General features: G+C 49.6%; 17 protein-coding genes. 8 read left to right on the forward strand and 9 right to left on the reverse strand.

Going from position 1 to position 14895, the window contains the following annotated elements:
* The first annotated feature begins 25 nt into the window (after window positions 1–25).
* Genes sbcD through SB847_RS01040 form a run of 3 tightly spaced genes read left to right on the forward strand, consistent with a single transcriptional unit; the run spans window position 26 to window position 4896 of the window.
* Window positions 26–1198 carry an exonuclease subunit SbcD gene (gene sbcD, locus SB847_RS01030; RefSeq protein WP_007610508.1) on the forward strand — a complete coding sequence of 391 codons (1173 nt, stop codon included), beginning with the start codon at window positions 26–28 and terminating at the stop codon, window positions 1196–1198.
* A complete protein-coding gene (gene sbcC / locus SB847_RS01035; protein WP_410577257.1) occupies window positions 1195–4587 on the forward strand; it encodes an exonuclease subunit SbcC in 3393 nt (1130 codons plus the stop codon). Before sbcD ends, sbcC begins: the two co-directional genes overlap by 4 nt.
* Before the next feature lie 15 nt (window positions 4588–4602).
* On the forward strand, window positions 4603–4896 hold the full coding sequence (locus SB847_RS01040) for a hypothetical protein (protein ID WP_007610512.1): 294 nt from the start codon (window positions 4603–4605) through the stop codon (window positions 4894–4896).
* Window positions 4897–4939: 43 nt separating this feature from the next.
* Here the strand turns inward: SB847_RS01040 and SB847_RS01045 are convergent, their stop codons facing one another.
* The 7 genes from SB847_RS01045 to SB847_RS01075 form a co-directional block, all read right to left on the reverse strand.
* Entirely contained in the window at window positions 4940–5158 is a 219-nt protein-coding gene (locus SB847_RS01045) for a spore germination protein (RefSeq protein ID WP_003155143.1), read from the reverse strand.
* A 39-nt stretch (window positions 5159–5197) separates the two neighbouring features.
* Window positions 5198–5593 (reverse strand): spore germination protein GerPE, encoded by a 396-nt coding sequence (locus SB847_RS01050; RefSeq protein ID WP_410577259.1) that lies wholly within the window; start codon window positions 5591–5593, stop codon window positions 5198–5200.
* Window positions 5593–5769, reverse strand: a complete 177-nt coding sequence (locus tag SB847_RS01055) for a hypothetical protein (protein ID WP_003155141.1) — start codon at window positions 5767–5769, stop codon at window positions 5593–5595. The genes SB847_RS01050 and SB847_RS01055 overlap by 1 nt, the downstream gene beginning before the upstream one ends.
* A complete protein-coding gene (gene gerPC / locus SB847_RS01060) occupies window positions 5766–6383 on the reverse strand; it encodes a spore germination protein GerPC (protein ID WP_003155139.1) in 618 nt (205 codons plus the stop codon). The genes SB847_RS01055 and gerPC overlap by 4 nt, the downstream gene beginning before the upstream one ends.
* 35 nt (window positions 6384–6418) lie before the next feature.
* The gene (locus SB847_RS01065) at window positions 6419–6655 is read right to left on the reverse strand and encodes a spore germination protein GerPB (protein ID WP_007409164.1); all 237 of its coding nucleotides are present in this window, start codon (window positions 6653–6655) and stop codon (window positions 6419–6421) included.
* Between the two features lie 12 nt (window positions 6656–6667).
* The gene (locus tag SB847_RS01070; RefSeq protein WP_003155135.1) at window positions 6668–6889 is read right to left on the reverse strand and encodes a spore germination protein; all 222 of its coding nucleotides are present in this window, start codon (window positions 6887–6889) and stop codon (window positions 6668–6670) included.
* Between the two features lie 189 nt (window positions 6890–7078).
* A complete protein-coding gene (locus SB847_RS01075) occupies window positions 7079–7294 on the reverse strand; it encodes an aspartyl-phosphate phosphatase Spo0E family protein (RefSeq protein ID WP_007610516.1) in 216 nt (71 codons plus the stop codon).
* 217 nt (window positions 7295–7511) lie between these two features.
* Here SB847_RS01075 and SB847_RS01080 point away from each other — a divergent pair, with 217 nt between their 5' ends.
* Together SB847_RS01080 and SB847_RS01085 are read left to right on the forward strand one after the other, a co-directional pair.
* Window positions 7512–8417: a fumarylacetoacetate hydrolase family protein gene (locus SB847_RS01080; RefSeq protein WP_410577261.1), complete on the forward strand. Its 906-nt coding sequence runs from the start codon at window positions 7512–7514 to the stop codon at window positions 8415–8417.
* A gap of 93 nt (window positions 8418–8510) precedes the next feature.
* The gene (locus tag SB847_RS01085; RefSeq protein WP_007409161.1) at window positions 8511–8867 is read left to right on the forward strand and encodes a YisL family protein; all 357 of its coding nucleotides are present in this window, start codon (window positions 8511–8513) and stop codon (window positions 8865–8867) included.
* A gap of 242 nt (window positions 8868–9109) precedes the next feature.
* Here SB847_RS01085 and SB847_RS01090 read toward each other — a convergent pair whose 3' ends face one another.
* Entirely contained in the window at window positions 9110–9652 is a 543-nt protein-coding gene (locus SB847_RS01090; RefSeq protein WP_410577263.1) for a DUF2777 family protein, read from the reverse strand.
* A gap of 175 nt (window positions 9653–9827) precedes the next feature.
* On the opposite strand from SB847_RS01090, the gene asnB reads away from it, so the two are divergent.
* The gene (asnB, locus tag SB847_RS01095) at window positions 9828–11669 is read left to right on the forward strand and encodes an asparagine synthase (glutamine-hydrolyzing) (protein ID WP_012117256.1); all 1842 of its coding nucleotides are present in this window, start codon (window positions 9828–9830) and stop codon (window positions 11667–11669) included.
* 85 nt (window positions 11670–11754) lie between these two features.
* A complete protein-coding gene (locus SB847_RS01100) occupies window positions 11755–12495 on the forward strand; it encodes a squalene/phytoene synthase family protein (RefSeq protein ID WP_410577265.1) in 741 nt (246 codons plus the stop codon).
* A gap of 35 nt (window positions 12496–12530) precedes the next feature.
* On the opposite strand, the gene SB847_RS01105 is transcribed toward SB847_RS01100, so the two are convergent.
* On the reverse strand, window positions 12531–13898 hold the full coding sequence (locus SB847_RS01105; RefSeq protein WP_410577267.1) for an MATE family efflux transporter: 1368 nt from the start codon (window positions 13896–13898) through the stop codon (window positions 12531–12533).
* 122 nt (window positions 13899–14020) lie between these two features.
* On the opposite strand from SB847_RS01105, the gene SB847_RS01110 reads away from it, so the two are divergent.
* On the forward strand, window positions 14021–14884 hold the full coding sequence (locus SB847_RS01110; protein ID WP_032874405.1) for an AraC family transcriptional regulator: 864 nt from the start codon (window positions 14021–14023) through the stop codon (window positions 14882–14884).
* The last annotated feature ends 11 nt before the right edge of the window (window positions 14885–14895 follow it).

A 14895-nucleotide genomic window follows, 5' to 3' on the forward strand; every position in this document is an offset into this window, starting at 1 on the left:
TATCAAAAAGTGAGGTGAATGCGGTATGCGCATTTTACATACAGCTGACTGGCACCTCGGCAAAACGCTGGAAGGCAGAAGCCGGCTGAGCGAGCAGGCCGAAGTATTGGAAGAGCTGAATACCATTGTCAAGGAAGAAAATATTGATGCGGTCATTATGGCGGGGGATGTATTTGATACGGTCAACCCGCCTGCGCTCGCTGAACAATTGTATTACGAAAGTCTTTCCGCGCTTTCTGACGGCGGAAAGCGCCCGGTTGTCGTCATTGCCGGAAACCATGACAATCCCGACAGGCTGGCGGCGGCTTCTCCGTTAACAAATGAGCGCGGTATTCATTTAATCGGCTATCCGCGGACAGAACCCGTGCATATTGAGGTGCCGTCGGCGGACGAGCTGTTAGCCGTAGCCGCGCTGGCATATCCGTCAGAGGCGAGATTAAACGAAGTGCTTTCTGATACGTTTGAGGAAAAGCTTCTTCGCGATCATTACGATGTCAAAATCAGAGAGGCGTTTGCTCACATGTGCGGACTGTGCCGGGACGATGCCGTGAAAATAGCGGCGAGCCACATTTATGTCGCGGGGGGAAATCAGACCGATTCAGAGCGTCCGATTGAAGTCGGGGGCGCTTACACGGTCGCCGCTGACAGCCTGCCGGCTGATGCGGCTTACGTGGCTCTCGGCCATCTCCACCGTCCGCAAACGATCAAGCGCGCCAAGACGGCTGCCCGTTATTCAGGCTCTCCGCTCGCATACAGCTTTTCAGAAGCCGGTTATGCCAAATCGGTGACGGTGGTAGAAGCGAAGCCCGGCGGAGAAGCGAAGTGGGAAGAGATTTTCCTGTCTTCCGGTAAACCGCTCGTCAAATGGAAAGCGCAGGGGCTGAGCGAAGTTCACAGCTGGCTCGATGAAGGGCGTGACCGGAATGCCTGGATCGATCTTGATATCCATTTGACGGATCAGCTTTCTCTCGAGGAAATTCATCGGCTGAGAAAGGCGCATCCCGGCTTTATCCATATCAGGCCGGTTTTTGAAGAAAAAGAGACCGAAAATGACCGGATTGAAGTGAAACACACATCAATTGAGGATCGATTTAAGAAGTTTTATGAAAAACAAACGGGCGGCGGCGTGCCGGATGAGGAGATGGTCAAGCTGTTTTTAGAGCTTGCGTCAGCAGATGATGAGGAGGATGCGACATGAAGCCGATTCTGTTAACGATAAAAGGGCTCCACAGCTTCAGGGAGGAACAGACCATTGATTTTGCCGGACTGTCAGGAGCCGGGGTGTTCGGGATTTTCGGGCCGACCGGAAGCGGAAAATCGTCGATCCTTGACGCCATGACACTCGCTTTATACGGAAAAGTGGAGCGCGCCGCAAATAATACGCACGGCATCCTGAATCATGCCGAAGATCAGCTCGCCGTCTCATTTACATTCGCGCTTCAATCCGGCCACCGGGTTTCCTACAAGGTCGAGCGCGTTTTTAAGAGAACGGATGAAACGAAAGTAAAAACCGCCCTCTGCCGCCTGATTGAAATCAAAGACGAACAAACGGTGCTGGCCGATAAAGCGAATGAAGTGAACAAAAAGGTAGAGGAGCTTCTTGGCCTGACCATTGACGACTTTACAAGAGCCGTCGTGCTGCCGCAAGGAAAGTTTGCCGAGTTTCTGTCGCTTAAAGGCGCGGAAAGAAGACATATGCTCCAGCGCCTGTTTAATCTGGAACAGTACGGGGACAGGCTTGTCAAAAAATTGCGGCGGCGGGCGCAGGAAGCGGCAGCGAAAAAAAATGAAATGCTGGCTGAACAATCCGGCCTCGGAGACGCAGGAGAAGATGCGCTGAAGCAGGCTGAACAGCAGTTCCACGAAGCGAACGAACGGCTTGAAGCAGCTGAGAAGAAACGGGTCCGGGCAAAAGAGCGCTTTGAGAATCACCAGGAAATTTGGAACCTGCAGACAGAAAGAGATGAATATGAGCGCCGGGAGAAAAAGCTTGAGGAAAGACGCCCGTACATCACGGATTTGACTGAGCGTCTTAAAGAGGCGGAAACAGCTCTCGCCCTTGAGCCGTACGCAGACCGCTGCACAGAAGCCGTCCGCCGGAAGCAGCGCGCCGAACAGGAACACGAACTGGCCAAACGGAAATCAGAGGCGGAAACCGTTTCATTTACCCGGCAAAATGAAGCCTATGAAGCATGGCGGGCCCATAAGGCCGAACAGGAGCCGAAGCTTGTCAAGGAAGAAGAGCTGTATCAAAGACTTTCAGCCATTGAACAAAAACTGCTTGAAGCGAAAAAAGAAGCGGAAAAAACAAATGCGGAACACAGCAAAAAAGAGGAAGAATACGAAGCCGCCTCGAAACAGCTGGCCGCAGTGAAAGACCGCCTGACCCGCGGCCAAAACAGGCAGAATGAGCTGAAAGAAGAGCTGAAAGCAGTTCAAGTGACCGCCGATGAACGGAAAAAATGCCAGACCGCAGCACAGCTGGCGGCGGGCTTTCAGCAGACACAGGAACAAATCACGAAAGAACGGGCCAATCTGACAACGCAGCTGAAAAACATGGAGAAGCTGAACGGAGAAAGCGAGTCGCTCACAGCGAAAGCGAAAACGGAAGAGGAAGACATTACGCACGCTTATCAAACGCTTCAAACCGTTTACCATATGGTCTGTGAAACGGAGCGTTCACTGAAAGCCGCAGCCGAACGGGCTGACAAAACGCAAGCCGATCTCCGCAGGCGCTCAGAGGAAGCGAGAACGGCTGCATTAACAAAAGAATTATCGGAAAAACTAATCGAAGGAAAGCCTTGTCCTGTATGCGGCTCAACACAGCATGACCGCCCGCGTTCCGCTCATGAAATATTCTCGCCTGATACAGCTGTGCAGGAACAGTTGCAGCAGGTTGAAGCGCTGCTTTCTGAGGCGGCGGCTCTTTCTCAGGAAGTGCTGACAGCCAAGGTTGCATTAGAAGAACAGTCGGGGCGTTTTACCGAAGAATGTCCGTTTCTGCAAAGCGCCCGGGTTCCGGAGCTGGAAGCCGCTTCCTCCATCAGCGGACGCCCGCTTGATGAAGCGTTCAGCGCCGTCCGCTTGGAGTGGAAACAAATGAAACAGGATATGCTGTCGGTAAAAGAGAAGGTCACAAGACTGATCAGCGCGCATCAGCAGACGGTGAAACAAGCTGAGCAGCTTGCCGAACAAATCCGCTACGAGGAAAAAGAAGCCGACCGTCTCAGACATTCATTAGAAGAGCTTGAATCGCTGTCAGAAAGCCGATTGAATCAGTACAACGAAGTCTGCGGTGATATTCCGCCAAACCGGATTGACGCCTGGCAGGCTTCGATAGATGAGAAGGACAGGCAGGCAGAAGAATGTGAGAAGCGCATTGAAACAAGCATCGCATTCCTCAAGGAACATGAAGAGGAGAAAGAACGCCTGCAGGAGATGAAGCATCGGCTTGAACGGGAACGGCTCGAGCTTCACTATGCGTCTGAGCGCCTGCAGCAGGTGATTGACGGATATGAACAAGAGCTCGGAACAGCAGCTGAAGAAACATCAATTTCCGCAAAGCTTGAAGCGGTGCGGCAGGAATTACAGCTGTTAAAATCGAAAGAACAGTCCTTATTCGACGCGCTGAAGCAGGCGCAGCAATCACTGAATGACGCAAAAGGCCGGGAATCAGGGAGTCTCATGTCACTCAGGGATGCTGAGACTTCCCTTGAGAAAGCGCAAAACGACTGGCGCGTGAGGTCAAAAGACACCGGGTTTGCCGACCCGGACCAAGTCAAAAAAAGTCTGCTTCCGCAAGGGCGTGCAGAGGAAATGAAAAAAGAAATTGATGAGTTCCTGGACACCTCAAAACAGCTATCGGCAAATATCAGCCGTGTTACTGATAAATTAGCCGAGCGCCGGATATCGGAGGAAGAATGGACAGCATCCGTTTCTCTGCTGAAGCAGGCAGAGGCTGAGTCAGGGGCCGCCATGGAGGAAAAAGGAGCACAGGCAAAAGCCTTCGCGGTTATGCAAAAACAGCATAAGCGCTTTAAAGAGATTGAAGCCGAACTGAAAAGCTGGCAGACACAGATTGACAGGCTTGATAAGCTCCAGTCTGTATGTAAAGGCAATACATTTGTCGAATTTTTAGCGGAAGAACAGCTGGAAAGCGTGGCTCGGGACGCCTCTGCCCGTCTCGGAGCGCTGACAAGGCAGCGGTATGCCATATTAGTCGATTCAGAAGGCGGTTTCGTCATGCGTGATGACGCGAACGGAGGCGTCAAACGGCCCGTATCAAGCCTTTCCGGAGGGGAGACGTTTCTGACATCGCTGTCGCTTGCGCTTGCCTTGTCCGCCCAGATTCAGCTGAGGGGGCAATACCCGCTGCAATTCTTTTTCTTAGATGAAGGATTCGGGACTCTTGACCAAGGGCTCTTAGACACCGTTGTCACAGCGCTCGAAAAGCTGCAATCGGACAACTTATCCGTCGGAGTGATCAGCCATGTGCAGGAGCTGAGAGCGCGTCTGCCGAAAAAATTAATCGTTCATCCGTCCGAACCGGGCGGGAAAGGCACCCGGGTCACATTGGAGATCATGTAGAAAGGAGAACGAATTATGGCCGATTCTGCCGAGGGCACATGTGAATTATGCGGCCGCCATCATGTGCGGCTGACGGAGCACCACTTAACGCCTAAGGAAGAAGGCGGGACATTCCTTCCGACCGCAATGCTCTGCATCCCTTGTCATAAACAGGTTCACGCGCTCTATACGAATCAGGAGCTTGCGGCAAGGCTCGCGGGAATAGAAGAGCTGCGGCGTGACCCGAAACTCGCGCGGTTTGTGAAATGGATCAGAAAACAGCCGCCGGAAAAGCTTGTAAAAACAAAAAAAGCAAATGAACGAACATAACGCTGAACCAAAAGCAGCCCTCTTCTGAAAGAGCGGCTGCTTTTTAGGCGTTTCCGACCACATTTTGATCGCTGACATCGGGGTCTATATAGTTTGTCGCATTGACAACGTTGTTTAATAGCAGGAAATCTCCGGTATTGCCTGCTCCCGAACCGAGCGCAGATTTAGAAGAGCTTTTTGGAGAAAGGTAAAAGGAATCACCAAAGTTTACGACTCCGCCCGATATGGAATTGATAGCTATAGGTCCGGTAATTGCTGGCATAAACGACACCCTTTATAGAAGTCTCACCGTCATTATATGTCAGGGCTGCTGTGATTGTGAGCTTGACGTGAAGATCTGCCTAATATGTTTCAGCCGCGAATCTCCCAGAACGATCGACGTCGATCCGATTTGAACCACGGACGCTGACGATACCCCTTGAACTTTCACATTCCTTACCCGAATTGAAGGGTTTTCATGGCAGAATGCGCTTTGGACTCCCGTTTCCGGTAACGGCATGACAGCCGGCTGCCGAAAGATCTGGTATTCTTTTTTGTTAAATGAGCCTTCATCGTCTCTGTATAAGGCAATAGTACGCTGATCGGCCAATACTTTGACCCGCATATTGATTTCATCCGTATCGCCTGCTTGAAAGACACTCGCAATCCCGACTGAATTGATTTTGGCGTTCCGGAGGCGTGAAATGCGCTTTAACATTATTCCGGCGCCAGCGGCACATAAGGCCCGATAATAAGAGATTCCGGAGGCGTGTCAAAGATGGAAGACAGATAGACGGAATCGGTGTCGCCGATTAATAATAAGGAAGAACTGGACACACCGGTAGACCGGATGTCGCCGACTTCAATATTCCGGTTAATCACTGTAAAAATCATGACGGATCATCACCTTTCATTTCACCAGGTATGTGCTTAATAAAGTGCTCGACGGCCCTGACAATATCACGCTTCACATGTTCGGCAATCTGCTCGGCATATTGAGCGGGCGCCGTGTTTTCTTCTTTCGGGACATGGGACAGATAATACTGAATCCGGCTGTCCATCTGCTTTCTGATATCTTCAATAATATGATATTTGTTCGTTTCGTCCAGCCTGCTCTCATACTGAGTTTCGAGCTGTTCTAAAAGCGCGGGGATTTCTTCATTCAGGTACATATCGACGTTTTGGCGGATTTGCTGCATTTGCTGGCCCGCCTGTTCCTGCTGCATCATTCCGACCTGCGGAGATGTTTGGCCGACTTCGAAGTTTTGCACGGCATTTGGATCAGTCGGATTCAATCCGATATTCAGCGTTCCTTCCAGCCGTTCAATTTTCAGCTGATCAAATTTATACTCGAGCCGATCGATTCTTGTAGAAGGCTGCTGTTTCAGCGTTGAAATTTCATTTTGGAATTCTTTCAGCTGCCGTTCGAGCTCCTGAATCTGCTGCGCCTGCTGCTGGACGAAAGAATTTAAATTCTGCAGGTAGGATGAAACGGATTGATCATACATGACATTCACCTCGCGTCTCGTTTCCTTCATTAAAACTACCGGCTTGGCGGCTGGAGCGGTACAAATGATGAGGTGCCGGGACCTCCCCCTGTTGTTACAGTCTGCTGCCCCGCGGTGACAGGCGGCGCCGGCTCAACATAACTCCCTGTATTGTACAGATTGGAAAGAGATTTAATTGAACCGGCGCTTCCGATTTGCAGTATGGAGGAATTGCTGACAGATTCTACACGCATGTAATTGATATGGATCGACTGATTGACGTAAAAATTCATACGGCGCCTCCTTTATGCATTTCCTGCCATCGGCTGATCGATTACATCATTATCGTACACATTCGTTGAATTCCTGTAATTCGTCAGTGTGAGATTGTCTCCGGTATTGAAGCTGCCCGCTCCGGCAAATGTCTTAACCTCTGCTTTTGGAGAAATGGTGATGCAGTCGCCTATATGAACGACTCCGCTCGTACCGACGGCATTAATTTTAAACGCTCCGACAATTGCGGGCATACGAGCACATCCTTTTCGTGAAGATTTTCATGACTGCACTCCAGGAGCTTATCTGGGCTGCCTGCCTAAAATAGCTTATGACAAATGCACATTTTTGTGAGCGGAAAAAACTTTAGACGTAAAAACACCGGCGCTTTATGCATGCCGGGTCTTATACATAAATGATACAGATTTATATACATATCACGTTTATGAGAAAACCTCTTTTTTTCCTGCGGTGCGGCCGTGCTCAATCTGTGCGGACGGGTTCAGCCCGCTATCTTTCGTTTGTTGGATGAGCCCGCCCCGGCACCCGTTTAAAAGGCTGTCCAGCTCCTGGCTGCACCTGATGGTCTCCGTCGCATTGATTCCGAATTTTTGCGCTGTCTCGAATAAAGTTAATCTTTTTTCTTCAATTTTGTTCATCGTGTGATCTCCAATTCTCGATTATTTTGGAAAACATAGGATGATAATAGTATAACCCATTTTGCGCAAGAAGGTTTTATTTCGTCAATATGACTAAAAAAGTGACAATTTTTGATACTCTTTTACACTTATTTTCAGCCTGTTTAAAAGAGGAATTTCCCGCCCGGAGGAAGAATACATAAAGGAATGCCAGATTTAAAAATGATGGGGGATTAACATGAAATTTGCGACAGGGGAACTGAACAGCCGAACATTTGTCGGTCTGATCATTGATGATGACAAAATCTTAGATCTGCAAAAGGCTGAAAAAAAATTGTTTGAACTTGAGACGATTCCGGGTTCGCTGATCGAGTGCATTCAAAAAGGAGATAAGTTTGTCGCGCATGCCGGACAGCTTGCGGAATGGGCGAAAAAACCGAATGACGAGTCGGGTTCATTTATGTATGCGCTGTCAGACGTAAAGCTTTGTGCGCCTATTCCGAGACCTTCAAAGAACGTGATCTGCATCGGGAAAAATTATCGTGATCATGCCGTTGAAATGGGGAGTGAGGCGGATATACCGGAGCATCCCATGGTTTTTACGAAAGCCCCCGCTGCCGTTACAGGACACGGAGAAACAGTGGACAGCCACTTGGACGTAACGGAGCAGCTTGATTATGAAGGGGAGCTTGCGGTAATCATATCAAAAAGCGGATCGCACATCTCCAAAGAACATGCGCTTGATCATATATTCGGCTATACAATTGTAAATGATATAACAGCGCGCGATCTGCAGAAAAAACATAAACAGTTTTTTATCGGCAAAAGCCTCGATACGACATGCCCGATGGGCCCGGTCATTGTACATAAGTCGGCCGTCAGTGATCCGCAAAGCCTGAAAGTTGAAACGCGGGTGAACGGAGAACTGCGCCAATCAGGATCAACGGGTGACATGATTTTTCCGATAGCTGAATTAATCGAAACACTGTCAAAAGGAATGACGCTTGAAGCCGGTGACATTATAGCGACGGGGACGCCGTCCGGTGTCGGAAAAGGATTTAAGCAGCCGAAATTTTTAAAGCCGGGGGACCGCATTGACATTACAATTGAACCGATCGGCACGCTGTCGAACCAAATCGGATAATTGTGTGTCTTTCGCACGATTGATAATGCTCCGAGCGGCTTGTTGTGGTACCATAAGTGAGGCAGATTGATCTGATAGGGGGAATTGAACATAATGACACATTGGCATATTACTTCATGGGTCGTTGCGCTTATCCTGGTGTTTGTCAGCTATGGGCTGTACGGTTCCGGAAAAGCGAAGGGCGCAAAAATTACGCATATGATTCTGCGCTTATTCTACATTATTATTATTCTGACCGGAGCTGAGCTTTTCGTCCGTTTTGCGAATTGGAACGGAGAGTACGCCGGAAAAATGCTGCTCGGCATCATTACCATCGGACTGATGGAAATGCTCGTCATCCGCAAGAAAAAAGGCAAATCAACCGGCGGACTGTGGATCGGTTTTATTATCGTGCTCGTCCTGACGGTGCTGCTCGGCCTTCACTTGCCGATCGGTTTTCACGTATTTTAATCAATCGCTTGAAAAACCCGGATGCATCCGGGTTTTTTTTAGTTGCGCAACTGTGCCGCTGAATGAGAAATGCCGTGTTGATGAGGCGAAGGAGATGTGCAGGATGCCAAAAGCGTCAATCACTCTCGTTACCGCAAAAGCTACGGCTGTGAAGGGTAAAAGCAAACGCCGGCCGTCAATCAGCGTGAAAAACAAAGCTGAATACATCAGGCGGCACCTATTTAAAAGGTGCCGCCTGTTTGTTACGCGGTGCCGTCTTGTTTTGCCGCTGAATACATAATGGAGCGCCGCCCGTCAGATGCCGTCCATTCAAATCTGTCGTGTTTACCCGAGCTGCCGCGGTGATGCTGCAGGGCGCATTGTGCGTCATCCGCCGAGAAGTGATAAAACGAAACGCCTTCACCGGAAAACAGCGCCTGATTGTAGGAAAATACGCAATCATATACAGACAGGCCGAATCCGTGAAGATGGCTGAGAAACAGCAGAAACGTTTCATCGTCCAGCGAATCGAGCAAAGTTAACAGCGGCCGTTTGACCGCCTTTTCATAACGGATTTCTTCCCCGCCGAGCAGGGGGATGGTGTCTGCGCCGATTTCGGCCGCACCGCGGCAAATCCGTGCCGGCTGCCATCTGCCGCCGCGTTTCATCAATACGTCTGCGTTTCCTAGACTGTCTGCAAGCAGGATATCGCCTTCATCGTTTTCGACGAGGCAGATGCCGTCCTCTATCATCAGGGTGCCGCGCCCCCATTTGTTTTTTTCTGAGAAAAGCTGTTTTCGTTTCATAACCGTGCCGGTCTCCTTTGTTTGTTTCTTCTCTTCCGTTCTTTCCAAATCGGGCTTGTCTCATACAACTCTTAGTGGGACAAATCAACTATCTGCGTTTCTTTGCATAAACTGGGTAAAGTGCTGATAGAAACGAATTTGATACCGACAGAAACGGGATTGGAGCTGATATCACATGTGTGGAATTGCGGGTTGGGTCGATTTTCAAAAGCAGCTCGTCCAAGAGAAACATATTATGAACAATATGATAGACACTCTTTCAAAACGAGGGCCTGATGATTCAAACGTCTGGGGAGAGCCCCATGTTTTATTCGGACATAAAAGACTTTCGGTCGTTGACATTGAAGGCGGCCGCCAGCCGATGGCCTGCACGCATCAAGAGGAAACGTACACCATCATTTATAATGGCGAGCTGTATAACACGGAGGAATTGCGGAAGGAGCTTCAGGCGAGGGGCCACCGTTTTGAGAGGACCTCTGATACAGAAGTGCTGCTGCACAGCTATATTGAGTGGCGGGAGGAGTGCGTGGACCGCTTGAACGGTATTTTCGCTTTTGCCATCTGGGATGAAAAGCGCAAGCGGCTGTTCGGGGCAAGAGACCGGCTCGGCGTCAAACCGTTTTTTTATAAAGAACACGGCTCTTCCTTTCTGTTCGGGTCGGAATTGAAAGCCATCCTTGCTCATCCTGATGTGAAAGCCCGCACAGACAGCGGCGGACTTGCGGAAGTATTCGGACTCGGGCCGTCCAGAACTCCGGGCTGCGGGGTGTTTAAAGGAATTCACGAGGTGCGTCCCGCCCATGCGTTCACTTTCTCAAAGGACGGTTTGTCCATATGGCGTTATTGGAATGTAAAGAGCGAAAAGCATACAGACAGCCTCGATGAAACCGCGGCTCACATTCGGTACTTATTTCAGGATGCAGTGACACGCCAGCTCGTATCTGACGTGCCGGTTTGCACGTTTTTATCAGGGGGGCTTGATTCGAGCGCGATAACCGCGATAGCCGCCGCTCATTTTGAGAAACAAGGCAGAGATCCCCTTCATACTTATTCAATTGATTATGAGGAGAACAGCAAATTTTTTAAAGCGAGCGCCTTTCAGCCGAATGATGACGGCCCGTGGATCGATAAAATGACAAATGCATTCGGCACACAGCATCATAAGTGCGTGATTACGCAGGATCAGCTGGTTGAACATCTGGAGGAATCCGTTCTCGTCAGAGACCTTCCGGGCATGGCTGATGTTGATTCCTCGCTATTATGGTTCTGCCGGGAAATTAAAAAAGATTTTGTCGTGAGCCTTTCCGGAGAATGTGCGGACGAAATTTTCGGCGGATATCCGTGGTTTCACACCGCGGCAGAAGAAGACGGATTTCCTTGGATGAGGTCGACTGAGGAGAGAATCACGCTCTTGGATGAAAAGTGGCAAAAACGGCTGAATCTTAGAGAATACGTGAATGCGAGATATGAAGAAACCATTGCGGAAACGCCGCTGTTAGACGGTGAGACGGGAACAGATAAAGCGAGACGGCAGCTGTTCTACTTAAATATGCTTTGGTTTATGACAAATCTGCTCGACCGCAAAGACCGCATGAGCATGGGCGCAAGTCTTGAAGTACGGGTGCCGTTCGCCGACCACAGACTTGTGGAATACGTTTGGAATATTCCTTGGGAAATGAAAATGCATGGCAGCCGGGAAAAAGGCATCTTGCGGAAAGCGCTTGAAGGACTGCTTCCTGAAGATATTTTGTACCGCAAAAAAAGCCCTTATCCGAAAACGCATCACCCGAAATACACCCAGGGGGTCACAGAATGGCTGAAAACGATTTTACAACAGAAAGATTCCGTGCTTCACACCCTGCTTGACAGAAAGAAGCTGGAAATGCTGCTGGAGACAGAAGGTTCATCTTTTCAGGTTCCGTGGTTCGGCCAGCTGATGAAAGGCCCGCAGCTGATCGCCCATCTTGCCCAGATCCATACATGGTTTGAGGCGTACCGTATCGATATAGAAGAATAACAGTGCCGCGACCGGTTTCCGCTGAAGGATATCGGTCTTTTTATTGTGAAACATGTGGTACACTAAAAAACAGAGGAGTGATACCATGACCGAATACGAAACATGCGCCCAGCTTGCCGAGGCGCACTTTCCTTTATATAAACGGACTTTCTCATCCCTGCCGCCAAAAAACAGGCGGGCAGCATGGGCGGTGCTTGCTTTGTTTCACGAAGCTGATCGGCTTGATGTGCAGGAACTTGGAGAATTTGAACAGGCGGCACAAGACTTTCTGAACGGGACACGCGCCGACGGCTTTTTGTGGGAGGCGCTCACCGATGTGCGGCAGCAATTTGCGCTTGAAGAAGAGCCGTTACGTGAGTTTATCGCCGGCCAAATCTCTGACAGGGGAAAAGTAACTTATCAAGAGTTTGATGACCTGCTGATGTATGCGGGCCAAACAGGCGGAGCCCTCGGCCTGCTGCTGCTGCCGGTTTGTGCGCGCCGGAACCAAGAGAAACTCCGCCATGCAGCCGTTTCATTAGGAGCAGCCATTCAGCTGACCCGGGTGCTTCTGGGGGTCCATACGGACGAGCGGGCGAAAAATCGTCTCCCGCGCCAGGTGATGAAGCAATTCGGCTATACGGAAGAAGAGCTGGAGAGCCATACCGTCAACAAAGCTTTTATGAATGTATGGGAGTACATCGCATTCGAGGCCGAGGCGTATTTCGAGGAGGCGTCTGAAGAGCTGGAGCTGTTTCCGTTATACTCAAGGCCCGCCGTTACCGGTTTGCTGGCACATTACCGGTCAGAGCTCGGTGACATGAGACAACGGCTTTCGCAAGCATAAAAAAACGCCCGGCTTCATAACGAAGCTTCGGGCGTTTATGCAATCCCTTTTTGAATCCAAATCCGCGACCGCCATCTTCTGTACATAAGAATGCCTCTGACCCATTCATCCGCGATAAATGAAATCCAGATGCCCATAAGCCCTAATCCGAAATGGATGCCGAACAGATAAGCGAGCGGCAGTCCGATACCCCACATGGAAATCATCGCCATGTAGACGGGGAATTTTGCATCTCCGGCAGCCCGCAGCGAGTTGATGATAATGACATTGAATGAACGGCCGGGCTCAAGAATGATCGTCATGGCGATCAGCATGCTCGCCGTCGCAATAATGTCAGGGCTGCTTGTGAAAATTCCGATCAGCTGCTTTGAAAACAAGGTCATGATCACGGATGTCAAAGCGGCAATGCCAAGCGCCCAGTACAGACTTTTCATGCAGCGGTCATAAGCGTCGTCAAACCGTTTGGCGCCGATATATCTGCCGATTAAAATCTGTGTGCCCTGGCTGATCGCCGTTCCGAACAGCAGGATAAACATGGTGATGTTTTGTGTATAAACCTTTGTTGTAAGCGCCTGAGCGCCCATAATGGCGATAAAATAAGTGACAACCATTTGTGAAATGTTGTAAGACAGCTGTTCGCCGGCAGACGGAATCCCGATTTTCAGGAGTTTCCGCAAGTGCTCTTTATGGACGTGAAAAATCTTTTGCCATGTCAGACCGAGTCCGATGCGTTTTTTGACGATCACAATCATCGCGACCAGTCCGATGATCCGCGCGAAGGACGTTGACATCGCAACACCGGCGACGCCTAACACCGGAAGGCCGAGCGGCCCGAAAATGACAAGAAAGTTTCCGGCAATATTTAAAATATTCATCCCGATCGTAACGAACATCGTATCCTTCGTATGACCGTAGCTTTTTAAAATGGCGCTGAACGTCATAATCAAAGCCTGAATGAAGGACAGCCCGCCGACCACCTGCAAAAAGACTTTGGCATCCGGCATCAATTCATTGGAAAGACCCATCACATGAAGCAGCGGAACGGCCGCAAAAAATATGGCGGCGCTGATGGCGAGACTGATGACAAAGTTCGCTCCTATTGATACATAAGCCACTTCCTGCGCCTCTTTTTTCTGTTTAGATCCTAAAAACTGTGAAATCACAATTGTCGTACCCGTTGCGATAAAGCTGAACGTCACGATAATTAAATTTAAAATCTGATTGCTGACACCCACGGCCGCCACACTGTTGTCAGAGTATTGGCTAAGCATAAGAGTGTCGGCGTTTCCCATAAACATATATAATGAAACCTCAATAAATATCGGCCAAGTCAGCGCGTATAATGAGAGTTTGTGATCAGAGGATTGTTTGAATGCAGCCCGTTTTAAAATCGCTTGTTTCATTTCTTTTAACCCCTTTCCTGAAAAAATCAACGTTTAAAAGTGTATCTCCATTTTCTTATAATAAAAAGGGAGAGAAACGAAACTTCTTGCAAAAATCCGACTTAAAAAGGAGGGCCGAAAATATGTCCTTTCTCGAGTTCACAGTTCCTCCGTTCCCGGTCTTTATCGCTGCGGGAGAAGGAGTGTTCAAAAAAGGCGAAACCCATGTGAGACGGGTCTTCCCGGTGTTTGATCTGCTGTATGTGAAAGAAGGCGTCCTCTACATTACAGAAGACGAAAACGCCTTTTCCGTTGAAGCCGGAGAATATATTCTGCTTTCTCCCGGCCTTGAACATTACGGGACAAAAGGCAGTGAAGAAACGACATCCTATTCGTGGCTTCATTTTGAAGGAGCGGATTATGAGGTGACGGAAACAACCGGGAACAACTGGTCAGAGCTGAGGCGAAAAAAAGGGAGCTTTGAAGAGCCGTCCCGCTACCGCCTGTCCCTGCCGCAAAAAGGGAAGGTGAGACGTCCGCAGTTTATGGCCGGGCAATTCAGTGTGCTGACCGATGACAGCGCCGAGAATTCCGATCTGCCGCTCAGAAAGCAGATTCTGTTTGAAGAGCTGCTGCTCCATCTTCAGAAGGAAGCGTTCCAAATCCCGTCCGCAAAGGAAAGAGTCGCATGGGAGGCCGCCCGGTACCTGCAGGAGCACTATCAGGAGAAAACAACCATCAAAGCGCTTTCATCGGCTCTTCATTACAACCAAGACTACGTGACCCGCTGCATGCAGCAGGTGCTCGGCGTCACGCCCGGCCAGTATACGAATAAAGTCAGAATGACGGAGGCGAAACGTCTTTTGTCCGCAACCAATGACAAAATGGGGACAATCGCGGATGCCATCGGTATGGAAGACCCGACCTATTTTTCCAAACTGTTTAAACAGATTGAAGGCATTTCGCCGCTTGAATATCGCAAATTCGTAAGCCGGAAAACGGACTGACCTAAAACCAG

The sequence above is a fragment of the Bacillus sp. SIMBA_026 genome, assembly GCF_046535335.1.
Lineage (GTDB): Bacteria > Bacillota > Bacilli > Bacillales > Bacillaceae > Bacillus > Bacillus velezensis.